General features: G+C 44.9%; 22 protein-coding genes and 1 pseudogene. All 23 read left to right on the forward strand.

The annotated features are described in order from the left end of the window. A pseudogene (locus STRDD13_RS00935) lies at positions 1-613 on the forward strand (ABC transporter permease subunit); the annotation flags it as partial. A 15-nt stretch (positions 614-628) separates the two neighbouring features. Beyond that, positions 629-1,432 carry an ABC transporter ATP-binding protein gene (locus tag STRDD13_RS00940; RefSeq protein ID WP_067100660.1) on the forward strand — a complete coding sequence of 268 codons (804 nt, stop codon included), beginning with the start codon at positions 629-631 and terminating at the stop codon, positions 1,430-1,432. 64 nt (positions 1,433-1,496) lie between these two features. Next, positions 1,497-2,729, forward strand: a complete 1,233-nt coding sequence (locus STRDD13_RS00945) for an MFS transporter (protein WP_067100663.1) — start codon at positions 1,497-1,499, stop codon at positions 2,727-2,729. Positions 2,730-2,893: 164 nt separating this feature from the next. Beyond that, the gene (gene aroA, locus STRDD13_RS00950) at positions 2,894-4,177 is read left to right on the forward strand and encodes a 3-phosphoshikimate 1-carboxyvinyltransferase (protein WP_067100666.1); all 1,284 of its coding nucleotides are present in this window, start codon (positions 2,894-2,896) and stop codon (positions 4,175-4,177) included. Position 4,178: 1 nt separating this feature from the next. Beyond that, positions 4,179-4,679, forward strand: coding sequence for a shikimate kinase (locus STRDD13_RS00955; RefSeq protein WP_067100668.1), 501 nt, complete (start codon positions 4,179-4,181; stop codon positions 4,677-4,679). Next, the gene (pheA, locus tag STRDD13_RS00960) at positions 4,670-5,503 is read left to right on the forward strand and encodes a prephenate dehydratase (protein WP_067100671.1); all 834 of its coding nucleotides are present in this window, start codon (positions 4,670-4,672) and stop codon (positions 5,501-5,503) included. The genes STRDD13_RS00955 and pheA overlap by 10 nt, the downstream gene beginning before the upstream one ends. A gap of 123 nt (positions 5,504-5,626) precedes the next feature. Beyond that, positions 5,627-7,063, forward strand: coding sequence for an LCP family protein (locus STRDD13_RS00965; RefSeq protein WP_067100674.1), 1,437 nt, complete (start codon positions 5,627-5,629; stop codon positions 7,061-7,063). Between the two features lie 113 nt (positions 7,064-7,176). After that, positions 7,177-8,547 (forward strand): 23S rRNA (uracil(1939)-C(5))-methyltransferase RlmD, encoded by a 1,371-nt coding sequence (gene rlmD, locus STRDD13_RS00970; protein ID WP_067100676.1) that lies wholly within the window; start codon positions 7,177-7,179, stop codon positions 8,545-8,547. A 250-nt stretch (positions 8,548-8,797) separates the two neighbouring features. Continuing rightward, a complete protein-coding gene (locus STRDD13_RS00975; RefSeq protein WP_067100679.1) occupies positions 8,798-9,580 on the forward strand; it encodes a J domain-containing protein in 783 nt (260 codons plus the stop codon). Positions 9,581-9,609: 29 nt separating this feature from the next. Continuing rightward, positions 9,610-10,011 carry an HIRAN domain-containing protein gene (locus STRDD13_RS00980; RefSeq protein ID WP_067100682.1) on the forward strand — a complete coding sequence of 134 codons (402 nt, stop codon included), beginning with the start codon at positions 9,610-9,612 and terminating at the stop codon, positions 10,009-10,011. A gap of 459 nt (positions 10,012-10,470) precedes the next feature. Further along, positions 10,471-11,748 (forward strand): ABC transporter permease, encoded by a 1,278-nt coding sequence (locus tag STRDD13_RS00985; RefSeq protein ID WP_067100685.1) that lies wholly within the window; start codon positions 10,471-10,473, stop codon positions 11,746-11,748. 9 nt (positions 11,749-11,757) lie between these two features. Next, positions 11,758-12,420: an ABC transporter ATP-binding protein gene (locus STRDD13_RS00990; RefSeq protein ID WP_067100688.1), complete on the forward strand. Its 663-nt coding sequence runs from the start codon at positions 11,758-11,760 to the stop codon at positions 12,418-12,420. 11 nt (positions 12,421-12,431) lie between these two features. Continuing rightward, positions 12,432-13,811 carry an ABC transporter permease gene (locus STRDD13_RS00995; protein ID WP_067100691.1) on the forward strand — a complete coding sequence of 460 codons (1,380 nt, stop codon included), beginning with the start codon at positions 12,432-12,434 and terminating at the stop codon, positions 13,809-13,811. Positions 13,812-13,880: 69 nt separating this feature from the next. Further along, on the forward strand, positions 13,881-14,537 hold the full coding sequence (locus STRDD13_RS01000; protein WP_067100694.1) for a response regulator transcription factor: 657 nt from the start codon (positions 13,881-13,883) through the stop codon (positions 14,535-14,537). Continuing rightward, the gene (locus STRDD13_RS01005) at positions 14,534-15,859 is read left to right on the forward strand and encodes a HAMP domain-containing sensor histidine kinase (protein ID WP_067100696.1); all 1,326 of its coding nucleotides are present in this window, start codon (positions 14,534-14,536) and stop codon (positions 15,857-15,859) included. Before STRDD13_RS01000 ends, STRDD13_RS01005 begins: the two co-directional genes overlap by 4 nt. A 269-nt stretch (positions 15,860-16,128) precedes the next feature. Next, positions 16,129-17,538: a dipeptidase PepV gene (pepV, locus tag STRDD13_RS01010; RefSeq protein ID WP_067100699.1), complete on the forward strand. Its 1,410-nt coding sequence runs from the start codon at positions 16,129-16,131 to the stop codon at positions 17,536-17,538. Between the two features lie 19 nt (positions 17,539-17,557). Next, positions 17,558-18,142 (forward strand): uracil-DNA glycosylase family protein, encoded by a 585-nt coding sequence (locus STRDD13_RS01015; RefSeq protein WP_067100702.1) that lies wholly within the window; start codon positions 17,558-17,560, stop codon positions 18,140-18,142. Positions 18,143-18,455: 313 nt separating this feature from the next. Beyond that, on the forward strand, positions 18,456-19,052 hold the full coding sequence (locus tag STRDD13_RS01020) for a hypothetical protein (RefSeq protein ID WP_067100704.1): 597 nt from the start codon (positions 18,456-18,458) through the stop codon (positions 19,050-19,052). 9 nt (positions 19,053-19,061) lie between these two features. Beyond that, positions 19,062-19,754, forward strand: coding sequence for a gamma-glutamyl-gamma-aminobutyrate hydrolase family protein (locus tag STRDD13_RS01025; protein WP_067100707.1), 693 nt, complete (start codon positions 19,062-19,064; stop codon positions 19,752-19,754). Between the two features lie 258 nt (positions 19,755-20,012). Then, positions 20,013-21,215 (forward strand): FtsW/RodA/SpoVE family cell cycle protein, encoded by a 1,203-nt coding sequence (locus tag STRDD13_RS01030; protein WP_067100708.1) that lies wholly within the window; start codon positions 20,013-20,015, stop codon positions 21,213-21,215. 18 nt (positions 21,216-21,233) lie between these two features. Beyond that, the gene (locus tag STRDD13_RS01035) at positions 21,234-21,797 is read left to right on the forward strand and encodes a DJ-1 family glyoxalase III (RefSeq protein ID WP_067100711.1); all 564 of its coding nucleotides are present in this window, start codon (positions 21,234-21,236) and stop codon (positions 21,795-21,797) included. A 264-nt stretch (positions 21,798-22,061) separates the two neighbouring features. After that, complete coding sequence (gyrB, locus tag STRDD13_RS01040; protein ID WP_067100714.1) at positions 22,062-24,014, forward strand: DNA topoisomerase (ATP-hydrolyzing) subunit B; 1,953 nt, start codon at positions 22,062-22,064, stop codon at positions 24,012-24,014. Positions 24,015-24,104: 90 nt separating this feature from the next. Continuing rightward, positions 24,105-25,829, forward strand: a complete 1,725-nt coding sequence (ezrA, locus tag STRDD13_RS01045) for a septation ring formation regulator EzrA (protein ID WP_067100718.1) — start codon at positions 24,105-24,107, stop codon at positions 25,827-25,829. Positions 25,830-25,856: the final 27 nt, after the last annotated feature.

Below are 25,856 nucleotides of genomic sequence, written 5' to 3' on the forward strand. Positions count from 1 at the left end.
CAGGATTATACTCTATTAATATTGTGATCATGTCTGGTTCCCCTAACTCTCCCCCTACGGTGATGCGGCCACTGTGATTAGTAGTTTAACGCACTTTGGTCTCTCACGGGAACAGGCAGTCTTTGGACTGGGTCTAGCCTTTTTGATCATCATTTGTGTCCTCTTGACCCTTCTTATGAAGACGCAAATCGGTCTGGTCTTACGCTCTACGGGGGATAATATTCCTATGAGCGAAGCAAATGGTGTGAATGTCGACAATATGAAGATTTTCGGCTACATGATCTCAAATGGACTGATTGCTCTTTGTGGGGCCTTGTTTGCACAAAGTGATGGATTTGCGGATGTGACTTCGGGAACAGGGACCATCGTTGTGGGACTCAGTGCGGTTATCATTGCTGAGGTGCTGATTCACGACCTGACCATTGGATGGCGCTTGCTATCGATTGGGGTAGGAGCAATTGTGTATCGACTGATTATTTTAAATATCTATGAAATCCCTCATTTAGATCAGAGCCTGGTTCGCCTCTTCAACGCCATCTTGCTGGCCCTGGTCTTGTTCGCACCAGAAGTCCAAAAGAAACTGAAGGTTCGTGGCCTCAAATTAAGCAAGTAATAGAAAGGGTAGAATATGTCAACCTTATTATCAATTCAAGAGATTCATAAAACATTTGAAGTGGGAACGGTCAATGAAAACCATGTGCTGAAAGGCTTGTCCTTAGATGTAGAAGAGGGCGATTTTATCTCCGTCATCGGAGGAAATGGGGCTGGGAAATCCACTTTGATGAATGTATTGTCCGGCTCTCTACAGGTAGACCAAGGAGATATCCTCCTTCAGGGAAACTCGATCAGTAAGTCTTCTGTTCGCAAACGCTCTAAAGATATTGCGCGTGTCTTTCAGGATCCAAAGATGGGGACAGCTTCTCGCTTGTCCATTGAGGAAAATATGGCCATTGCCGCTCGTCGCGGGAAAAAACGGAGTCTCAAATGGGGCGTCAGTGAAAAAGATCGGAAAGACTTTAAAGAGGCTCTTGCAGAGTTAAATTTAGGATTAGAAAACCGGATGAAAGTAGACACGCAATTCTTATCTGGTGGGCAACGTCAGGCCTTGGCCTTGGTCATGGCAGCCTTAGTGAAGCCTCAGTTGTTATTATTGGATGAGCATACAGCTGCGCTAGACCCAAAAACCAGTGAGATGGTGATGGAGCTCACCCAACGAATCGTGGAACGCCATGAACTAACAACCCTTATGATTACGCATGATATGAACCACGCGATTCGCTATGGGAATCGTCTGGTGATGCTCTACCAAGGAAAAATAGTGGTGGATATCAAGGGAGAGGAAAAGGAGAAACTGACCGTAGAAGATCTGCTCCAACTCTTCCAGAAAAATAGTGGTCATACCCTGACGGATGACCAGCTTATTTTAGGATAAGGATTGAGGAAATCTCATAGATGTGGTACAATTTCTCAGAAAAGAATACCGGAAAGGTTGCAAGATGAAACAAAGAAATCCCTATTTATTTACAGTATTTGGTCTTTACCTAAACTACGTTTTTCAAGGGATCGCGGCCATTATTATTTCACAAAATAAGACTTATTTTTTACAACAATGGCACACCTCTATCGAGCAACTCTATATTGTTCTTGCGGCCATTGGGCTGGGTCGGATCATGAGCTTGACCTTTTCAGGATGGCTTTCTGATCACTTTGGACGAAGGCTCGCCATGTATATCGGCGTTTTGTCCTATGTCGTCTTTTATGTCGGACTGTTTCTATCACCGACTTACCAGCTTGCCTGTCTTGTTGCCATTTTTGGAGGGTTTGGGAACGCCTTTTTGGATACCAGCACCTACCCGATTGTGATGGAAGCTTTTCAGAACGGAGAGCGCAACCAGGCCTTGAGTATACTCAACAAAGCCTTTATCTCCATCGGTCAGATGGTCTTTCCCTTTGTCTTATCGATCGTGATGCAGTACGATATTCCCATGATTTGGGTATTTGCCATTCCAACGATTTGTTTGCTTCTTAACCTCCTCTTTTTGATGGGACAACCTTTCCCTGAAAGAATAGACAAACAAAGGATGGACCAAGAGAAGGATATTCAAAAGAGCAGTTCCCAAGGACAGAAAAAAACGATGCTACCGAAAGGACAAATGAGAAAAGAAGGGGCAGCCCTTTTGATTTTTTCCTTTGTATCAGTTTCCCTCTTTAATATTTTTATTACATCGATTCCTCTCTTTGGGGAACAGCTGCTCGGGATGAGTGAGAGTAAGGCCAATATCTTTGTGAGCTATTATAGCTTCTTTTCTCTGATATCGGTCTTTGTGACCTCCTTCTTGATTTCCCGGGGGATGCCGGTTATGCGGTGGATGATTATCTGTCTCACACTTACAGGGCTAGCGCTGGTGACCATGATCCTTCTGCCGTCCTTTTGGACAGTGATGCTCGCAACTTTCGCGGTTGGTTTCTTTGCGGCAGGTGGTATATGGCAATTGGGACTAGTCGTGATGCTGGATTTCTTCTCCAGTCAAAGGGGGCTCAACACCAGCTTTTATTCGTTATCGACTTCCATTTCGGTCATGGTCATCCCTTATCTAACTGGGGTATTGGCTAAACTCGATATTGTCTATGTTTTTTGGTTAAATGCCTTACTTGCCTTGATAGGCCTGCTCAGTATCCTCTTTGTTGCCCCCTCTTACCAGCGCTTGCTCCAAGCCAAAAGGAGATAAACATGTCTCACGAGGAAGCGGATCCTTCTTTGATGTACAATAGAATCTTGCAAACCAGTGTCTGTCTAAGTGATAGGGGCATGGTGAAGCGTGACAATGTTGGGATCAAAAGCTAGTCAGAACCTGTCATGGATCAGGGAATAAAATAGAAAAAAGGAAATAGGATGAAAATAGAAACAAATAGTCGTGGTCTCCAGGGAGAAATACAGGTTCCTGGGGATAAATCCATCAGTCATCGTTCCATTATATTTGGAAGTTTGGCACAAGGAGAGACCGTCGTGCGTGGAATCTTGCGAGGAGAGGATGTTCTATCTACCATGCAAGTCTTCCGTGATTTAGGAGTTGCCATTGAAGATGATGGAGAAATCGTGAAAATCCATGGAGTCGGATTTCAGGGTTTCAAAGCTCCTCAGAACAAGCTCGATATGGGCAACTCAGGAACCTCCATCCGTCTGATTTCGGGTCTATTAGCAGGACAAGATTTTTCAGCGACCATGTTTGGGGATGATAGCTTGTCGAAGCGTCCGATGGACCGGGTGACGATACCCCTTCGAGAAATGGGAGTGACTATTTCGGGGCAAACGGAACGTGATTTGCCTCCGTTGACCATCACTGGAAATCCCCAACTAAAACCAATTCACTACCGATTACCAGTAGCTTCTGCCCAGGTCAAATCTGCGCTCATCTTTGCAGCCATGCAGGCAGAAGGGGAGTCCGTCATCCTTGAAAAGGAACAGACAAGGAATCATACGGAAGATATGATTCGTCAGTTTGGAGGAGAAATTCAAGTGGATGGCTTAGAAATCCGTATCCGAGGTGGACAGAATCTGAAAGCTCAAGAAGTTGTCGTTCCTGGTGATATCTCATCGGCTGCCTTTTGGCTGGTAGCCGGTTTGGTAGTGCCCCATTCCAGCATCGTCCTAAAAAATGTAGGAATCAATGAAACTCGAACGGGGATCCTTGAAGTTATCCAACAGATGGGTGGGAAGATTGAGATAACGGATAGGGATCCTGTAAGCAAGTCTGCGACTATTACAGTAGAAACATCTGATTTGAAGGGCACGGAAATAGGTGGAGATCTAATTCCTCGTTTGATTGATGAATTACCGATTATTGCCCTTCTTGCGACTCAGGCTCAAGGACAGACGGTGATCCGGGATGCGCAAGAACTCAAGGTGAAGGAAACGGACAGAATTACGGTTGTCGCAGATTCTTTAAACCGGATGGGGGCAACTATTCAAGCGACGGAAGATGGCATGATCATCACTGGCAAGACACCGCTACATGGCGCACAAATCAATACCTTCGGAGACCATCGTATTGGTATGATGGCAGCCATCGCGGCGCAAGTAGCTACAAAAGGTGAAGTAGAATTGGACCGAGCAGAGGCCATCAATACCAGCTATCCAAGCTTCTTTTCCGATTTGAAACGCTTAAAAGGAGAATAACATGGTAAAAGTACTATTAGGCTTCATGGGGGCAGGAAAAACCACTGTAGCCAGCTGTTTAGAACGTGATGGAGAAACATTTTTAGATATGGATCTCCTGATTGAAAAGAAGATTGGCATGAGTATTACGGACTATTTTGCTAAGGAAGGGGAAGCGGCCTTTCGAAAGATTGAGTCTGAATTGTTAGAAGAGTTGTTATCGCTTGAAGGCGATGTCATCATCTCCACCGGAGGAGGTGTCGTTATCTCTGAAAAAAACCGTCAACTGCTCTATCAAAATCGGAAAAATAATGTCCTCTTGGCAGCTTCTTTTGAAGTTTTATATGATCGGATAGAGCATGATACGGTCTTTCAACGTCCTCTCTTTTTAAACAATTCAAAAGAGGACTTTCATGGGATTTACGAACGACGGATGATGCTGTATGAAGGATTGTCTGACCTGATTATTAACACGGACCACCGTAGTCCAGAAGAAGTAGCAAGGATCATCAAATGCATGTAGCTTATCTTGGCCCGAAGGGCTCTTTCTCCCATAGTGTCGTCCAACAAACTTTTCCAGATGCTGATTTGATCGCTTATCAGACGATTACGGAAGTCATCAAAGCCTATGAAGACCAGGCTGTCACTTATGCCGTCATTCCTGTTGAAAATTCGATTGAAGGGAGCGTCCATGAGAGTTTGGATTATCTCTTTCACCAAGTAGATCTCCCAGCAGTTGCAGAGGTTCTCCAACCCATCGCTCAACAATTACTGGCTACGGATACCGAGAAGAAGATCGAAGTCGTCTATTCCCATCCTCAGGCTATTGCTCAGGGAAAAGCCTATATCCAAGAACATTTTCCCTTTGCTCGTTTTGAAGGAACGGCCAGTACAGCCTATGCAGCTCGCTTTGTGGCCGCTCATCCGGATAAACCTTATGCCGCTATTGCTCCGAAAGCCGCGGCTAGTGAGTATGGACTCGAGACGATAGGAGTCGATATCCAGGAGATTGATGAGAATTATACACGCTTTTGGGTCTTGGGTCAGCAAGATCCAGAACTGAACCTTCATCAACAAGCTCGAAAACTTTCTCTTGCCTTGACCCTGCCGGATAATTTACCTGGTGCCTTGTATAAGGCGATGTCCGTTTTTGCTTGGCGGGACATTGACTTAACCAAGATCGAGAGCCGTCCCTTAAAGACAGTCCTTGGCGAGTACTTTTTTATCGTGGATGTCGATTATCGCGAGCCGGATTTAGTGACCTATGCCTTAGAAGAATTGACAAGTTTGGGAATTTCGTATAAAATTTTAGGGAACTATTGTGTTTACCAGCTGGATGAACAATAAGAAATCATCACGAGTGCCTGTAAGAAGTTTTCTCAAATGTATTTGAATGATAGAGATAGAGAAGACGTGAAATAGAGACAGAAAAAATTAGAACACCAGCATGGTAGGATAGAAGGACTTGAAATGACGAATGAACAGAATCGGCTTTCTCACCATGAGGAATTAAGACTCGATTATTTACGAAAAAGAGTACACTACCTGACACCGAAAGAGCAAAAAGAGCTCGATTATCTAGAATATAAGGTCAGTCAGCCTGCTCACACAGAAAGAGAAACCCATCAGGATCCCCGTTCTCAATCGGCTTCACGGAGGTCCGTAGCCCCTTCTCGCTCTGTACAAAGTAGGGAGGCAGTTGAGGATGATGGCCTGCCTTTTTACCCTCGGGAAGCCCAAACGAGAAAAAATCGCAAACGCCAATCCTCCAGCTCTTCTGCGAGACAAAAAAACTCAAGAGCCCTGCCTATAGATGAGCAGATAAGGACTTCTCACCGGCCTATTGCTCCTGGAAAGGGAGGAGGACGCCCTCCTAAAAGAGTGAAAAAAATCAAGAAAAAACGACGCTGGGTCAAACGTATTTTGATTAGTTTCCTATTGCTCCTCCTAGCGACCATTGCGGGGATGACTTTTATGTTCCTCCGGGGGCTGAATATGGCCAAAACAGATGCCCAAGCAAAGGCTGCAAAGACAGAATATTTTAATGGCCAAAACACACGAGATGGCGTCAATCTATTGATCGTAGGGACCGATGGTCGTGTCGGACAGACCAGTGCTGAAACTCGCACCGACTCGATCATGGTCGTCAATATCAATAACAAAGATGGGAAGATCAAGATGGTCAGCTTTATGCGCGATATCTTGGTCAATATGGGAGGAATTGAAAGTAAGCTCAATGCCGCCTATAGTGCTGGAGCCTTGGAAGCAGAGGAAAACCCAAGCAATACCAAGATGAGTGGAGCTGAAAACCTCCGTCAAGTCTTAAAGGAAAACTTTGATATCGACGTCAAACATTATGCTCTGGTAGACTTTTCGACCTTTGCCACGGCAATCGATACGCTTTTTCCTGAGGGAGTGGAGATTGATGCTCAATTTGCAACTGTGGATGGACGGACAGTGACAGAAGTAGATGTACCCGATGATCTAGGCGCTAAAAATGGCGTCGTTCCGACTCAAACCATTCGTGTAGGGAAGCAAAAAATGAATGGCCGAACCTTGCTTAATTATGCTCGTTTCCGCCATGATGACGAGAATGATTTTGGCCGAACGAAGCGGCAACAGCAAGTTTTGTCTGCGATTATGACCCAAGTTAAGAATCCGACCAAGCTCTTTACGGGTGCTGAGGCGATTGGAAAGGTCTACGCACTGACTTCTACTAGCATCCCCTTTGATTTCTTACTGACCAACGGCGCTGGCACCCTACTCTCAGCTGGGGGAGGGATTGAGTCTTTGACCATTCCAAGCGAGGGGGATTACCAAGAAGGATTTGATGCTTATGGTGGTGTCGGTTTGGAGATTGATTTTGCCAAGTATCGAGATAAGCTAAGCCAGCTAGGTCTTAGGTAATGGCATTCAACGGTATCCTAAAAAAGCTTAAATATGTTATACTAAAAGCGACGCAAGTCGCTTTTTGTCTTACTTCATAAGCAAATGGTGCCTGCTACATGAAAGAGGAAAATATGATCAAGAAAAATGATTTACTGGATGTAGAAATTGTAGACCTGACCCACGAGGGACAAGGTGTAGCCAAGGTGGATGGTCTCGTCTTTTTCGTCGAAAATGCCCTGCCTGGAGAAGTGATCACCATGCGGGTACTCAAGGTCACCAAAAAGATTGGTTTTGGTAAAGTTGACGTCTATCACAGGCTCTCAGAGCATCGGAATTCAGACTTGGACGCCGCCTATCTCCGTACAGGAATAGCAGACTTTGGCCATTTAGCCTATGCAGAGCAACTGACCTTCAAGCGCAAGCAAATCCAAGATAATCTCTATAAAATCGCTGGAATCGTGGACGTAGAAGTCGCTGAGACACTGGGGATGGACCATCCCGTAGCCTATCGGAACAAGGCAGCAGTCCCAGTTCGTCGGGTCAATGGGCAGTTGGAGACGGGCTTTTTCCGGAAACATTCGCATGATTTGATGCCGATTGAGGACTTTTATATTCAAGAGAAGGAAATTGATCGCCTTCTTGTATTTGTTCGAGACTTGTTGAGACGGTACGACCTGAAGCCTTACGACGAGAAGGAACAAACGGGCTTGATTCGCAATTTGGTAGTTCGGCGTGGGCATTACTCGGGAGAGATCATGCTGGTCTTCGTAACCACACGGCCAAAGGTGTTTCGGATAGAACAGTTGGTAGACCAGGTGAAAGCAGAATTTCCTCATGTTGTCTCTATCCTACAAAACATCAATGATCAAAACACCAATGCTATTTTTGGGAAGGATTGGCGGACCTTATATGGCAAGGAGACCATTACGGACACTATGCTAGGCAATGACTATGCTATTTCAGCTCAGTCTTTCTATCAGGTCAACACAGTCATGGCTGAAAAGCTTTACCAGACCGCTATTGCCTTTTCAGATTTGACGGCTAAGGATATCGTCGTCGATGCCTACTCAGGAATAGGGACTATCGGCCTATCCTTTGCTAAGCAGGTTCAAGCCGTTTATGGGGTGGAAGTTATTGCAGAAGCAGTCGAGGATGCCAAGAGAAATGCCAAACGAAACGGCATTACAAATGCCCACTATGTCGCTGACTCTGCCGAACGGGCCATGGCCAAATGGAGTAGGGAAGGTATCCGACCAGATGTCATCATCGTAGACCCACCAAGAAAAGGCCTGACGGAAAGCTTTATCAAGGCCAGTGTAGACATGCAACCAAAGAAAATCACGTATGTCTCCTGTAATCCAGCCACCATGGCGCGGGATATCAAGCTCTATCAGGAACTAGGTTATGAGCTCAAGAAAGTGCAGCCTGTGGACCTTTTCCCGCAGACGCATCATGTTGAGGCGGTATCACTGCTTGTACGAGCTGATTCATCAGCCAAGTAGAAGTAGATGTTCTGCCCATGCGACAAGGTGAAACCGAAGGTCGAGAAGGTGCCCTCGGGTATAGGACTCGTAGAATGAGGAAATAAAGCGACGAAATGATACGGTAAGTCCGAACCGCTGAGTGTGTCGCTCTGCTCGTGAAAGCCTAGAAAGCTGAAGCAAAAGGTTTTTGGTGTTGATTTCCGAAGATGGCTATTCATGTAAAAAAGTCTAAGATCTGGGAAAGTCCGTCATAAGAAAGGAGGATAGGATGGGAGACATCGTTCCATTTGAGACTAAGGAAGAGTTTCAGCGGGATATAGAGAAACTTCGCGTTGAGCTTTCGATGCTTTTATTGGAAAGGGACCAGCTGCTCTATCATGTCTGTCCAGCTATCGAGACGGCCTATCTGATGCGGTTCGGTGGCTTGGAATATCAGGTGTATCAAGCTGAGTGTCAATTTCGCCGTCTAAAGCGGAAACTAGCCCTCCTTATTCAGAGGCGGAACCGTCAGGAAAGCATTGATCTGCAACAAATCGAAGGACAATTGGACCTAGAGTTGGCAGAATACCAGGAACGGCTAAAAGAACAGTTATCCCATCTGAACTGGGCACTTGAAAGAAGCCAACGAGAAGTTCTATCGGAGGATGAGTCCAGAGAACTGAAGAGTCTTTATCGGAAAATTGTTAAAAAGCTTCATCCGGACTTACATCCTGAGTTAAGCCAAGAGGAGTTAGACTTGTTTCATCAGGCTGTGACCGCCTATGAGGATGGAAACTTGGCGGTCTTACAAGTGATTGCTCAAGTGATGGGAGACTCGAGTGAGGAGCTAAGTGGCAGTCTCCTTGTGAAGGAAAAAGAAAGACTAGAAGAGTTGACCGCAAGTTTAACAAAAGAGATTTCTGATTTGAAGAAAGACTATCCTTATACCCTCAAAATCTTGCTAGAAGATGAAGAAGCCTGTCAAGGTAGGTTAGCGGTGTTGACAGATCAACTGGAAAAGTACCAGGCACTTTGTCAACAATATGATAAAGAGATTAGCCTTTATGTGTGAGAGCACGCTCGTAATCAAAAGGAGAAAAGATGAAAGAACTTAGTCCAGTTAATCGGAAAGAACTGACGAGTGTTCGCTTGTCCCAAGCGCAAGAAGTGGCCATTCCGAAACCCTTTCAGCAAGATATTTTGCTCTTTGAGACGCATGTTGCAGGAACTTCCCATATCGAAGGGATAGAAGAGTTAGAGCCCTTTATCCAGATTGGGGACCGCCTGGATTTTTTTCGAGAAGTTACGAATTCTTATGATCAAAACGCCATCGAAATCCGAAATGCATCCGGCGTGAAGCTTGGCTTTCTCCCTCAAAAGGACAATATTGTCTTTTCACGACTAATGGACGCCGGAAAACTTCTTTATGGGAAAATCCAATCTAAGGAGTTACGAGGGCGCTGGCTCAAAATTCAAATAGAAATTTATTTGCAGGATTTGTAAAGAGGATAATAGAATCCTGTTGACGTATGATTCCCCCCATCCAATCGATAGGGGGTGGTTTTTTATCATATAATAAAAAAAAACACCGAATCGGTGTTCCCTTTTACAAGTTGTGTACGGACTGGATCAAAAATCACTGCCTTATTTTAACTTGCTGTGTTGTTTCGAATGGTTCCAACGAAGACGTATCAGGGCAGTTTTATATCTATCTGCGACTGATTGTGGTTCAATCTACCAGTTTCTTCCACTTTGGGGAGTTTATTAGCTAATGTGACTACAGTATCTGCCACAAGCAGAAGCTGTGGTCTTTTTTTGTGGTCAAAGAGTATGCATCAGAATGGGGGAATGGGGACTGTTCAAATTTTCGATAAAAATGTTTCTTCATTTCATAAAGATTTCATATTTCCTTTTTATAATCATCTTATCAGCATAAAGGAAACAAAATGAAGGAGGTGTCAGATGCGTCCGATCCAAAGAGCTTGGGCTTATGTGCGTAGAAAGCGCTGGAGAAGTGTGACCTTATTTTCTATTTTTCTTCTTCTATTAGCAGGGAGTTCAGCCTGCTTGACCTTGATGGTCTCTAAGCAGAGTGTGGAAAAAAATCTCTATCGCTCATTCAATAGTTCCTTTTTCTTAAAGAAACTTGGGGAGGATCAGAATTTCTCTCTGTCAGAAGTAGAGTCTGTAGGCCGTATCTCAGGTGTCGAGAGCTTAGCTCCAGAGCTTGTCATGCTTGCAAACCTAAGAGATAAGGAGGTCGTTTCGGGGCAACAAGCTGTCGTTCGTAACGACCTGGAAGGACAAGCCAGCAATCTACTGGGAGTAACGGCACTCATGGACTCAGCTAGGGAGGCTCGGTTTACCAGCTCAAGCTTCAAGCTGACGAAGGGGCGATCTCTTCAGAAAGGGGATCAGCAAAAAATCCTCATCCACCAAGAGCTGGCTCAGAAAAATAACTTGGAAATAGGAGATCGTCTAGAGTTAGAATCGCTAGGAATCGATGGCAAAGAGGGAAAGCCACTCCCCTTTGAGATCGTGGGGATTTTCTCTGGGAAACAGCAAGAACGCTTCACAGGTCTAAGTTCAGACTTCAGTGAAAATCAGGTCTTTATTGACTATGATAGTAGTCAACGTCTTCTGGGAGTCTCGAAACAAACTGTCTCAAAAGCCCGTTTTTTTGTCCAATCCCCTGATCAGATGTCCTCTATCCTGCAGCAAGTACGGCAGATGGGACTTGAAGCAAAAGGGTTTCAGTTGGAGCAGGACAATCACCACTTCGAGCAGGTCAAGGAGTCTGTAGATACCTTTCAGTCCTTCTTGCAGCTCTTTCTCTACGGCATTTTACTGGCTGGTGCGGGAAGCTTGATCTTGGTCCTATCCCTTTGGCTTAGAGACCGGATCTACGAAGTTGGCATTCTTCTTTCCTTGGGACAGCATAAGGGAGAGATTTTGCTCCAATTTTGTTTGGAAATCTTGATTCTCTCTCTTGGGGCTCTTTTACCAGCATTTGTGACTGCAAGAGTGGGGATTACTTACCTCTTACAGACTCTATTAGCTGGCACTGAGCAAGTCGGTCTACAGGAGACGATTGCGCAGACAAGTGGGATTGCGACTAGTTTACTCGTCTTTGCTCAGGCCTATGCTTTCCTTCTTTTTCTGGCATTCTCGTCGGTGAGTCTTTGCTTTGTCTTTTTATTCCGAAAATCCCCAAAAGAAATACTATCATCTATGAGTTAAGGAGATACCATGACCTTATTACAGTTAGACAACCTTACCTATCGCTTTAAAAATACGGCCGAAGCCGTCCTCTATAGGCTGAATTACCACTTTGAACCAGGGACTTTTTACAGTATCATCGGCCAGTCGGGCTCCGGAAAATCCACCCTTTTGTCCCTCATGGCTGGTCTGGATAGTCCAGTTGAAGGAGCCGTGCTCTATGAGGGAGAAGACATTCGAGAGAAGGGCTATTCCTATCATAGAAAGCACCATGTTTCTCTTGTGTTTCAACAGTACAACTTGATTGACTATCTTTCCCCGCTGGAAAATATCCGTCTGGTTTCTCCGAAAGCGCAGAAAGAGACCTTATTGGAGCTTGGCCTGGATCAAAGTCAAATCAAACGAAATGTCCTCCAATTGTCCGGTGGTCAGCAACAACGCGTGGCCATCGCGCGCAGTCTGGTCTCAGAAGCCCCAGTTATTTTAGCAGATGAGCCAACGGGAAACCTCGACCCCAAGACGGCAGAGGAAATTGTCCATCTTTTGAAGAATTTGGCGCATCAGTCGGGAAAGTGTGTCATCGTCGTGACGCATAGCCAAGAGGTGGCACAGGCTTCTGATGTCATCTTGGAGCTCAAGGACAAAAAGATCCGAGAGCTGACCCCTAATCTTGAAACGAATGATACTCCATAGAAAGGTAGCCTATGTTACACAGAGCGTTTGCATATGTCAGCAGAAAGATTTTTAAATCTATCGTTATTTTTTGTCTCCTTCTCTTGATGGCTAGTCTGAGTCTGATTGGTCTTTCTGTCAAAGAGGCGACAGCCCGGGCTGCACAGGAAAGTTTCAAAAATATCACGAATAGCTTTTCCATGCAGATCAACCGTCGGGTCAACCCAGGAACACCTCGCGGTGCTGGGAATATCAAGGGAGTAGACATTCAAAAAATCACAGAAAACGCCGCAATCGATTCTTATATCAAAAGAATCAATGCGATTGGCGATTTGAAAGGCTATGAGCTTATTGAGACTTCAGAGACCAAGCAAAATCTGACTCCCGAGCGTGCCCAACGCTTTGGCAGTAGTATGATGGTCACAGGAGTCAATGACTCTTCTAAGGAAGACAAGTTTGTCTCAGGGGCTTACCAGCTCGTTCAGGGAAAACATTTGACAGATGGAGACAAACACCAAGTTCTCCTTCATAAGGACTTGGCTAGCAAATACGGCTGGAAGGTGGGGGACAAAGTGACTCTGGCTTCCAATATTTACGATGCAGACAATGAAAAAGGTGCCCGAGAAACGATCGAAGTCACGATTAAAGGGCTCTTTGATGGACATAACAAGTCAGCTGTGACCTATTCCCAGGAGCTCTATGAAAATACAGCGATCACAGACCTTAAGACCGCGGCTCAGCTCTATGGGAATACTGAAGAAACCGCCCAGTATGAAGATGCGACTTTCTTTGTAAAAGCTGATAAAAACCTAGATGCAGTCCTGCAAGACTTAGCCAGCATCAAGGGGATCGACTGGGGAAGCTATAGCCTCTTTAAAAGTTCGTCTAATTATCCCGCTCTAGATCAGTCGATCTCTGGGATGTACCGGATGGCAGATCTCCTCTTCTGGGGTAGTTTGATCTTTTCCTTACTTTTACTGAGCCTTTTGCTCAGCCTCTGGGTCAACACCCGTCGCAAGGAAGTAGGAATCTTCCTCTCAATTGGGCTAAAGCCAGTTACTATCTTGGGGCAGTTTCTGACAGAAAGTAGCTTGCTGGCGGTACCAGCTTTTATCGCCTCCTACTTTGTCGCCCAAGCGACTGCCTACCAGATTGGCAATCACCTTTTAACAAGCGTGACTACGGATGTGGCTAAAGTAGCTAGTAAAGCTGCCCAAGCGTCCAATCTAGGAGGGGGAGCAGAAGTAGATGGGTTTAGCAAGACACTATCCAGCTTGAATATCAGTATCCAAGCTCGAGATATGGGCATAGTGTTTCTCCTTGGCTTTTTCTTGCTGGCTTTGGTAGTGAGCGTGACCGCTAGTCCCATCTTGAGAAGAGCTCCAAAAGAAATCCTAGGGGACATGAGCTAAGAAACCCCTACCATATCTGGGGGAAATGAAGTATAATAATGAAAAAGCAAGACGGAAAAAGGATAGGATATGAAGATTCTGATTGTAGAAGATGAGGAGTTGATTCGAGAGGGAATGAGTGACTTCCTGCTAGATTGTGGCTATGAAACCTTTCAGGCAGGGGATGGTCAGGAGGCCTTGCAACTTTTTTTTAGATATGATTTAGACCTCGTCTTACTGGATATCCAGCTGCCCAAGCGAAATGGTTTAGAAGTTCTGACTGAGATTCGTAAGGTCAGCCAGGTCCCCGTCCTGATACTGACGGCCTTTCAAGATGAGGAGTACAAGCTGACCGCCTTTACTTCTCTAGCAGACGGCTACTTGGAAAAGCCTTTTTCCCTATCGCTCCTCAAAGTTCGGATAGAGGCTATTTTACAACGGTATTATCGAAAAGAGGACTGCTTTTCATACGGAGAGACCCGAGTGGACTTTATAGGCTATCAGGCGACAGTAGCTGGCCAGCCAGTGTCTCTGAATGCTAAAGAATTGGCCATTTTGGCTTACTTGGTTCAAAATGAAGGTCGCGTCCTGACACGGACGCAGATCTTGGATGCGGTCTGGCAGGAGACAGAGGACATCCCTTTTGACCGCGTCATCGATGTCTATATCAAGGAGCTCCGTAAAAAGCTGGATTTGGATTGCATCCATACAGTCCGCAATGTCGGTTACAAATTGGAGAGAAAATGAAGCGATTGAGTTTATTTACCAAGGTTTTTGCTTACACCTTCTCGATCTTTGCAGTCCTTCTCTTGTGTCTTCACTTGGCGATTTATTTCCTCTTTCCTCTGACCTATCAGGACAAAAGGCAGGAGAATTTGAGTCAAAAAGCGACGGACATTGCTCGCTCTCTTGATGGCCAGGATCAAAAAACGATGGAGCAGGTACTGGCTGTCTACTCAAGGAGCAGTGATATCCTTGTAACGATCAAAGGGGAGGCTAGTACCAATACGTTAAAAGTAGCGGATGGTCTTCCGTTGGATCCTAAACGACAAACCAATTCAATTGTCATTGAGGAGCGTGAATTAAAGACTCGTGGAGGGCAAACTCTGACACTTCAGTTTCTAACATCCATGGACTTGCAGAAGGAAGCTGAGCAGATGAGTTTAGGATTTTTGCCCTATACGCTTCTTGCTTCCTTTCTCCTCTCCCTTTTGATCTCTTACAGCTATGCTAAGATGATCGTAGCGCCGATTTTGGATATCAAGCGGGCAACGCGACGGATGATGGACCTAGACCGGGATGTCCGTCTACGGGTAGACTCCACGGATGAGATTGGGGACCTAAAAGAACAAATCAACAGTCTCTACCAGCATTTGTTGGCTACTATTTCAAATCTCCATGAGAAAAATGAAGCTGTCCTTCAGCTAGAGCGAATGAAGGTGGAGTTTTTACGAGGAGCTTCACATGAGCTTAAGACCCCCTTAACCAGTCTAAAGATTCTCCTGGAAAACATGCAGGCTAAGGTCGGTCGCTACAAGGATCGAGACCACTATCTGACAGTGGCGTCTAACCTTGTAGATGATCTCAGCCATCAGGTGCTACAGATTTTATCACTCTCTTCTGTCCAAGAACTTCGGGAGGAGAAAGAGACGATTTCTCTACGGGAATTGACCAGTAGCTTACTGGCAGACTATAGCCTCCTTGCCAAAGAAAGCAAACTCTCGGTAGAAAATCATCTCAGTCATCAACAGGCTTACCTCAATCCGTCGACCCTCCGGCTCCTTCTATCCAATCTCATCAGCAATGCCACCAAGCACTCTAGTCCAGGAGGATTTGTCAGGATTGGGGAGGAAAATGGCTGGTTTTACATCGAAAACAGTTGTTCCATAAAGGAACAAACCATCGTTGTTCAGTCTTTCTCTGACGAATATCACCGGCAAGCAAAAGGTTCTGGCCTAGGTCTCTTTGTCATCAAGACCCTACTAGAGCATGAAGAAATCCCTTACCGCGTAGAAAGAAAGGAACAAAGCTTAATCTTTCTCATGAAAGTGCCAGGACCCCTCTCTTAAACTCAAAGAAAACTTGTTGTTAAGCCTACAACAAGTTTTTTTAAAAAAAGATTTGATCACAATTCACGAGTGCATTTCCTGCTGCCCATCCGTCTATTGGAAGTAGCGGTCTCCTTCAAACGGATCATACAGGCCCATTTTTTTAAAGGAATCGAGCGAGGAAAAAGTGGATTTTTTTGTTTAAACGGTAGAAAATGACCAGAAAATACCGTTTTTCTATTCCCCTTTGTGCTATAATAAGCTTAGTATCATTTAGCAAAGGAGTCACTATGACAGCAGTAGATTTTAAAGCAGAAGTTGCGAAACGTCGTGACGCCATGATGGCGGACTTGTTTAGCCTCTTGGAAATTAACTCTGAACGGGACGATAGTAAAGCTGATAAGGACCATCCTTTTGGTCCTGGTCCAGTCAAGGCCTTGGAAAAATTTTTGGAAATCGCAGAACGGGATGGCTATGAAACAAAGAATGTCGACAATTATGCCGGTCATTTTACCTTTGGACAAGGAGAAGAAGAACTAGGAATTTTCGCCCATATGGACGTTGTACCAGCTGGGAGTGGCTGGAATACGGACCCCTATAAACCTGAGATCATTGATGGCAAGCTCTATGCACGTGGGTCATCCGATGACAAGGGACCAACCATGGCTTGTTATTACGGCTTGAAAATCATCAAAGAACTGGGTCTTCCTGTTTCAAAACGGGTGCGGTTCGTTGTCGGAACCGATGAAGAGTCCGGATGGGGCGACATGGATTATTACTTTGCCCATGTAGGTCTACCTGAGCCAGACTTTGGCTTTTCTCCGGATGCAGAGTTCCCAATCATCAATGGCGAAAAAGGAAATATCACAGAATACCTCCATTTTGGCAGCAGCAATGGGGGAAGTTACCACCTGGTTTCCTTTAAAGGCGGCCTTCGGGAAAACATGGTCCCTGAGTCTGCAACAGCTGTCTTTACAGCTGATACAGACCTTGCAAGTCTGCAAGATGCTTTGACGCATTTTGTTAGCGAATACCCAGTGACAGGATCTGTTCGAGAAGAAAATGGTCAATTTATCGTTCAAATAACAGGGAAGTCTGCCCATGGTGCCTCTCCACAGTCTGGTATCAACGGAGCGACCTATTTGGCCCGCTTCTTAAATGACTTTGACTTTGCAGGAGCTGCGAAGGAGTATATCCATTTGGCTGCGACCTATGTCTTTGAAGACCATACTGGTGAAAAGTTAGGAGTAGCTCATACGGATGCAAAAATGGGCCGACTATCTATGAATGCTGGCGTTTGGAGCTTTGATCAGGATGCTAAGGACAATACCATTGCCCTGAACTTCCGTTACCCACAAGGAACAGATGCCGCAAGGATCCAATCTCAGTTGGCCACCCTTCCAGGAGTTGTATCTGTCAGCCTTTCAGAACATGAGCACACACCTCACTATGTCCCGATGGAAGATGAGCTTGTATCCACCTTACTGGCCGTTTATGAAAAGCACACTGGCCTTAAAGGTTCTGAGCAAATCATCGGTGGGGGAACCTTTGGCCGCCTCTTGAAACGTGGGGTTGCCTATGGAGCGATGTTCCCAGGATACACGGATACTATGCACCAGGCTAACGAGTTTGCAGACGTAGAAGATTTGTATCGTGCTGCAGCAATTTATGCAGAAGCGATTTATGAGCTGATCAAATAAACAAGCCTTGTAAAGGAGGATGGAGCGGATGCAGGAGATTATCAAGCAAATCATGGAAGATCCACAGAATGCCTTGTTCACTTCGAAAGGGATTCGGCCACTTTTTACAGCTCCAAAGACAGCACGGATCAATATTGTCGGACAGGCTCCAGGTATTCGTGCCCAAGAGTCTGGCTTGTATTGGAATGATCCTTCTGGCGATAATCTACGGGCTTGGCTAGGAGTGGATCGGGAGACCTTCTATCAGTCTGGCTATTTTGCGGTGATTCCTATGGATTTCTATTTCCCAGGAAGTGGCCCGTCAGGAGACCTGCCTCCACGAAAGGGCTTTGCAGAGAAATGGCATGGAAAAATTTTAGAACAGTTACCTGATATTGAACTAACGATTCTAATTGGAAATTATGCCCAGCGCTATTATTTACATCAGAAGTCGTCTGCTAAGTTGACGGAGACTGTTCGTCACTTTAAGGATTACCTGCCCCAGTATCTCCCCTTAGTGCATCCTTCCCCCCGCAACAATATCTGGCAGAAAAAGAATCCCTGGTTTAAGGAAGAAGTTTTGCCGGAAGTACAAGAACTTGTAAAAAAGATTTTGGACAAGTAAAAGAAACGGATCCAAGGATTCGTTATCAAAGTGAAAGTGAGAGAGTGGGACAAAAATCGGTCATTCCTTAGAATTCGATTTCTGTCCCACCTCCGCACAGTTGAGTCGAGCTGTAAAAGCGGATGAAATCAGCCTAGGAGAGCCCACTCAACCATTGCGTCTTGCTCAACCATCCAAAAACAATGGAGAGGCTAGGACTTTTGTCCCAGCCTCTTCATTTTCTAGTGAATGGAAACCTATTCGCAGTCAAATCTCCCATTTTGAAGTCATTTATGGTAGGATTTTTAAAGAAGAGAAGGAAAGGGGGTAAGATATGTTGAAATGGATACGCCGGGGAATCTTATTGAGCTTGATCGCCTTGATCGGTTTAGCCTGCTTGCTCATTCCAGATCGGGTAAACCCTTCGGATCAACTGCAACAAGTCCAAACAGAAATGTCCTTGGCCAGCTTGGTGCAAGATCTCAGTGCAGACCAGATCGATCTGACCAGCCAAACAGCGACGATTCGATTGCGGACGGGCCGCTTTAATCAATATTTGAAATCTCTCATTGGTCAACTGGGAAGCCGTCCCTTAAATGAGACAGCCTACAGTCTAGAAGGGGACTACCTTCGCTTGCAAACACCGGTCCAACTAGGTCCGATTGAGAGTAAGCTAGACATGGAATTTTCCGTCAGTGTGGTAAACCAACATCTGGTCTTAAGAGCTGTACATGCTCGACTTGGGAAGATGCCCCTTCCGACCAGTTTGGTCCTGTCGCTGATAAAGGGTCAACTGATCAAAGGGAATCCTGATCTTGTAGTGGATCAATCTGACATTCAACTATCATTAACGAGTCGTCCATTTGAGATTCGAGAAGTGTCTATTACAGACGGAGAAGCAACGTTTGTGATCGGTTTACAGACCAATTAGGAGGAAAGAATGAAGAAGCCAATTATTGGGATCGCTGGAAATGAACGCCCTTTTCCAGAAGACCCAGACGTAACGATGAATTACATCCCATCCGGATTTGTAGAAGGAGTTCAGACAGTTGGTGGACTCCCTCTACACATTCCTTTATCAGATATTCGTCAGGTACCGACGTATATCCAATTGATTGACAAGTTAATCTTAACGGGTGGTCAGAATGTATTGCCTCAATTTTATAAGGAGGAGCAGACCATCGAAAGTGATGATTACCTGTTGAAACGGGATGAATTTGAGTTGGCGCTGATTACAGAAGCCATCCGCCAGAAAAAGCCGATATTTGGTGTTTGTCGAGGCCTTCAGCTCTTTAATGTCGCCATGGGTGGGACTCTTCATCAGGAGATTGAAGGACATTGGCAGGAAGCGTCAGGCCTAAAGGCAACACATGGCATCACCGTGGATCCTTCTAGTGTACTCTATGCCATCTACCAAGAAAAGGCGGTCGTTAATTCTTTTCACCATCAATCCATTCATCAACTAGCTCCAAACTTGACCGTCATTGCGCGGGCAACAGAGGATCAAGTGATTGAAGCAGTCACAACCACGGATGAGACGCGCTTTTTGGGTGTTCAGTGGCATCCAGAGTTACGTCAGGGAGTCAGTAAGGCGGATCTGGCTCTATTTGATTATGTCGTTCATAAACTTTAAAACTATCTAGGAAAATAGCCAATCACAGGCTATTTTTTGTTGACCGACAAAGTTTTCAACCGTTGGATAGCTTGGAGAAAACAGGGATTCACATGGAGTCGTCACGCAAGATTGGCAGAATGGATAAAAAAAGTTTTCTTGTGCATCTTCTTTATTTGGCCCATAGAGCTTGAAATTTGCTATAATAGGGGATAAATCATGACAGAAATGGAGAGGTGATAGGTGGTAGTAGCAAGGAGTAAGGCACAGCGGTCCTTGATGAGTCGGATTTTAGATCGGGTAGATTATAGCTTGATTTTGCCCGTCTTTTTTTTACTGATTATCGGAGTGTTTTCCGTTTATGTGGCAGTGAATCAGGATTATCCTGAAACGATCGTTCCGATGGTTGGTCTTCAGCTCATGTGGATTGGTTTGGGAACGGTTTTAGCCTTTTTAGTGATGTTTTTTCATATCCGGTTTTTGTGGAAGGGAACACCTGTCTTTTACGCATTTGGCCTTGGTCTCATGGTGCTTCCCCTTGTTTTTTATAATCCAAGTTTGGTTGCTTCTACGGGTGCAAAAAACTGGATTACCATCGGATCAACCACTTTATTTCAACCGTCTGAGTTTATGAAAATGGCCTACATCGTCATGCTGGCTAGGATAGTTGTTTCTTTTCAGAGAAAGCATCCAGATGGTGGATTAAAACAAGATTTCCATCTGATCGGTTTGTTAACCTTGTTTACGATTCCAGTATTGATTTTACTAGCCCTTCAAAGTGATTTAGGAACAGCCCTGGTTTTCCTTGCGATCTATGCGGGTGTCATCCTGATGTCTGGTGTTTCCTGGAAAATCCTCTTGCCGGTGACCTTGATCTTGATTATGACGATAGGTGGTTTTCTCCTTCTGTTTTTTATTCCAGGGGGAACAGGGTTTTTACATTCCGCAGGAATGAGCACTTATCAGATCAATCGGATTTCTTCCTGGCTGGACCCTTTTAAGAATGCTCAGACCACCTCTTATCAGCAAGCGCAAGGTCTTGTTGCGATTGGGAGTGGAGGCTTGACGGGTAACGGATTTGCTTCATCCGAGGTCTTGGTACCGGTCCGAGAGAGCGATATGATTTTTACCGTCATTGCTGAAAGCACAGGATTTGTCGGTAGTACGATTGTTATTTTACTTTATCTCTTGCTGATCTACCGGATGCTTCGCATTACCCTTCAGTCCAATAATCGCTTTTATACTTACATTGCGACAGGGTTTATCATGATGCTATTGTTCCATATTTTTGAAAATATCGGTGCAGCGACAGGAATCTTGCCCTTGACGGGGATTCCGCTCCCCTTTATTTCTCAAGGAGGCTCTTCTATGATTGCCAACCTCATCGGTGTCGGACTAGTCCTATCCATGTCCTATCATAATAATCTGACAGAAGAGCAAAAATGGGTCAAGCGACAACGGAAATTAATTTTAAAAAAGTAATCCCTAAGGAGGTTCCAAATGACAACAGTAGCTGTTTTATTTGCAGAAGGTTTTGAAGAGATTGAAGCTTTAACACCAGTGGATGTGTTTCGAAGAGCAGGATTTACTTGTGAAATGATTGGTCTTACTTCTATTGAGGTGACCGGTTCTCATGGCATCACCGTACAAACGGATAAGGTTTTTGATGGAGAATTAGCCTCCTATGACTTGGTCTTGTGTCCTGGTGGGATGCCAGGATCAGCTAACTTACGGGATCATACCAGCCTGATAGAAGCGATTCAGCAACGCGACCGGAATCACCAATGGTTGGCAGCCATTTGTGCGGCCCCTATCGTATTGGCCAAAGCCGGTGTTTTAGAAAATCGAAAGTTTACCTGTTTTCCTGGAGTCGAGGCACAAATACAAGACGGGATTCATCAGACAGAGACCGTTGTGGTCGATGGTCATGTCGTAACAAGCCGAGGAGCTGGCACGGCTTTAGCCTTTTCCTATCAGTTGGTCGATCTCTTGGGAGGAGACGGACAAGCCTTGGCCCAACAAATGGTTTACCAGCAGTTGTTTGAAGAAGTAAGTTCTCTGTAGAGCGAAAGGTTGGAAGGGATTCCGACCTTTTTTGTCACGCTCGATTCAGGCTGGCTCAACTGCTTCGAGTATAGAGGGGATAAATCTGCCGTAGATTTCCCTTGTCCCTATTGTTTGGTTTGGAGGCAATTTTAGGGGAAGACTCTGAAAAGAGTGGGATTCAATCGGGAGATAGAGCTTCGATTCTTTTAGTGCGAAATGACGGGAAATATGGTATAATTATAGGGATTATGTTGGGATAGTCCCGATAAAAAAGGAAGAGAAATGACAGAAGAAATAAAAGATTTGCAAGAACGTGCGCAAGAATATGATGCCAGCCAGATTCAGGTCTTGGAGGGATTAGAAGCGGTTCGGATGCGTCCTGGGATGTATATCGGTTCGACCTCCAAAGAGGGCCTTCATCATTTGGTATGGGAAATTGTGGACAATTCGATTGATGAGGCGCTGGCCGGATTTGCCAGTCATATTGAAGTCTTTATTGAACCAGACGATTCCATTACGGTTGTTGACGATGGACGCGGAATCCCAGTAGATATTCAGGAAAAAACGGGACGTCCGGCCGTTGAGACTGTTTTTACCGTCTTACACGCAGGAGGAAAGTTCGGAGGTGGAGGCTACAAGGTGTCTGGAGGACTCCACGGTGTAGGGTCATCCGTCGTAAACGCTCTTTCCACCCAGTTGGATGTTCGTGTCTATAAGAATGGCAAAATCCATTACCAAGAGTACCAACGTGGAGCAGTCGTTGCTGACTTGAAGGAAATTGGGGAGACAGAACGGACTGGGACAACGGTCCATTTTACTCCGGATCCCACCATCTTTACCGAGACGACGACCTTTGATTTTGAAAAGCTAAACAAGCGGATCCAGGAACTCGCCTTTTTGAACCGAGGACTACGCATCTCTATAACGGATAAGCGAGACGGTCAAGAGCAAACACGGCAATATCACTATGAAGGCGGGATTGCTTCTTATGTAGAATACTTAAACGATACAAAAGAAGTTATCTTTGAGACCCCTATCTATACGGATGGAGAGATGGATGGCATCACCGTCGAAGTGGCCATGCAGTATACAACTGCTTATCAAGAAAATGTGATCAGCTTTGCCAATAATATCCATACCCACGAAGGTGGAACCCATGAACAAGGTTTTCGGACAGCTCTGACGCGGGTCATCAATGACTATGCGAAGAAAAATAAAATCCTAAAAGAAAATGAAGACAACCTTACTGGGGAAGATGTCCGTGAAGGTTTGACAGCAGTGATTTCTGTCAAACATCCCAACCCCCAATTTGAAGGACAGACCAAGACTAAACTGGGCAATAGCGAAGTTGTTAAAATCACCAATCGTCTCTTTTCAGATGCTTTCTCCGATTTTCTATTGGAAAATCCTCAAGTGGCCAAACGCATTGTTGAAAAAGGTATTTTGGCTAGCAAAGCCCGGATTGCTGCAAAGCGAGCGCGAGAAATTACGCGGAAAAAGACGGGGCTTGAAATCTCAAACCTTCCAGGAAAATTGGCCGATTGCTCCTCAAACGATCCGACAGAAACAGAACTCTTTATCGTGGAGGGGGACTCAGCTGGAGGATCTGCTAAATCTGGGCGAAATCGAGAATTTCAAGCGATTCTCCCGATCCGTGGTAAGATTTTGAACGTCGAGAAAGCGTCTATGGAAAAGATTTTGGCCAATGATGAAATTCGAAGTCTCTTTACGGCGATGGGGACAGGTTTTGGTGCAGAATTCGATGTCAGCAAGTCACGTTACCAAAAGTTGGTCATCATGACCGATGCCGATGTAGATGGAGCTCATATTCGAACCTTGCTCTTGACCTTGATTTATCGCTTTATGCGCCCGGTACTGGAAGCAGGGTATGTCTACATTGCCCAACCTCCTATCTACGGGGTTAAGGTCGGCTCTGAGATAAAAGAGTATATCCAGCCAGGTGCCAATCAGGAGAAGCAATTGCAAGAAGCTTTGGCTCGCTATAGTGAAGGACGCTCCAAACCAACCATTCAGCGTTATAAGGGGCTGGGAGAAATGGATGACCACCAATTATGGGAAACAACCATGAATCCAGAACATCGGTTGATGGCACGTGTCTCCGTAGATGATGCAGCAGAAGCAGACAAAATTTTTGATATGTTAATGGGGGATAAGGTAGAGCCCCGACGAGAGTTTATCGAGGAAAATGCTGTTTATTCCACTTTGGATATTTAAAAACACCAATAAGTGGTGCACACAAAGCGAAAATATGGTATAATAGAGCGTATTTTCGAGTATAACACTTAAAAATCTAAGGAGATAAACATGTCATATAGAACAATTGTACTGATTATTGCGATTGTCGTGATCCTCCTGCTTGTATACGCGGCGATGATGCTGGTAAGAAGGCGAACAGAACGAAGCTTACAAGCCTTGGAGGACAGAAAGGAAGATTTATTTAATCTACCTGTCAATGAAGAGGTGGAAGAAGTAAAAAATCTCCATCTGATTGGTCAAAGTCAAGTGACCTTCCGCGAGTGGAATCAAAAATGGGTTGATTTGTCCCTCAATTCCTTCGCTGATATTGAAAATCATATTTTTGAAGCTGAAACGTTCAACAATTCTTTCCGTTTTCTGAAAGCCCGTGCAGCAGCGGCCAATATTGAAAGCCAGATTGACTTGATGGAAGAGGATATTGCTTCGATCCGAGAAGGGTTAAAAGAACTCAAAGAAAAAGAGGAAATCAATTCTGGACGGGTTAAACATGCCTTGGATCTCTTTGATCAGTTACAAGAAAAAGTCCGTCAAGACAGCGAACCTTTTGGGGAAACACTTCCAGAACTCGAAAAACAACTGAAAAATATCGAAGTAGAGTTTTCTGAGTTCGTCATGCTGAATTCTTCAGGGGATCCTATTGAAGCAGCCTCTATCTTGGATAGGACAGAAGAGCATATGATTGCCCTCAATCATATCATGGATCGCATTCCTGATCTGATTGAAAAAGTAACCCAGTCCTTCCCTGATCAATTGGATGACTTGGAATCAGGGCATCAAAAACTGGTTGACCAACATTATCTCTTTACAGAGGATAACATTGCAGATCGTTTCCAAGAGATTCGCGTAGCCATCCGTGAGAATACCGCCCTGATTGTTTCCTTTGATCTGGATGCAGCAGAAGCTGAAAATACGGAAATTCAATCAGAAATCGATGCCTTGTACCAAGAGTTTACGGATGAAATCAAAGCGCATCAGGAGACTGTTCGCTTGGCTAAAATCCTTCCTCAATTCATGGAGCATGTGTCTGATAATGCCAAGAACTTACTAGACGAGTCCGAACGTTTAGATAAGGCTTACATGCTAGCGGATAGTAAACGAGCACGTATCAACCAAGTGGCAGGACGCATTTCTGTATTAAAAGAGACAACTCAGGCAAGCATTGATGAAATCGATCATCCTCAGGTGGCGTATTCAATCCTACATGAGCGCTTAAGTCATGCAGAAGAAACCTTGAAGGAATTAGAAGAAGAGCAGATTGTTCTTGCAGAATACCTTCAGACTCAAGAAGCTTCTGAAGCAAAAGCTCGCCGTAAAGCCAACGAGTACATTAATAAATTGCATACCTTGAAACGCTATATGGAAAAGAGGAATCTTCCAGGAATTCCTGAAGAATTCCTGAATAACTTCTTTAAAACAAGTGACCATTTGGAGTCCTTATTAGCGGAGTTGGAGTATAAGCGTATCAATATTGAAATTGTCAACCGTCTCCTTGAAAATGTCACCTATGATATGACTAGTTTGGAAGAGCAAGCCTACCTGATCATTCAAAATGCTTCCTTGACCGAACAACTGTTACAGTATTCGAACCGCTACCGCTCCTTTGATCAGAATGTTCAAAAATCCTTTGCACGTGCCCTTGCTATTTTTGAAAAGGAATACAATTATCAAGCTTCCTTTGAAGAAATTTCATTCGCATTGGAGAGCGTAGAACCAGGAGTAACGGAACGATTTGTTCACTCTTATGAAAAAACACGGGAACAAATACGATATTAAAAGAGCCAATAGGCTCTTTTTTTGAAT

The sequence above is a fragment of the Streptococcus sp. DD13 genome, assembly GCF_001578875.1.
In the GTDB taxonomy this organism is placed as follows: domain Bacteria; phylum Bacillota; class Bacilli; order Lactobacillales; family Streptococcaceae; genus Streptococcus.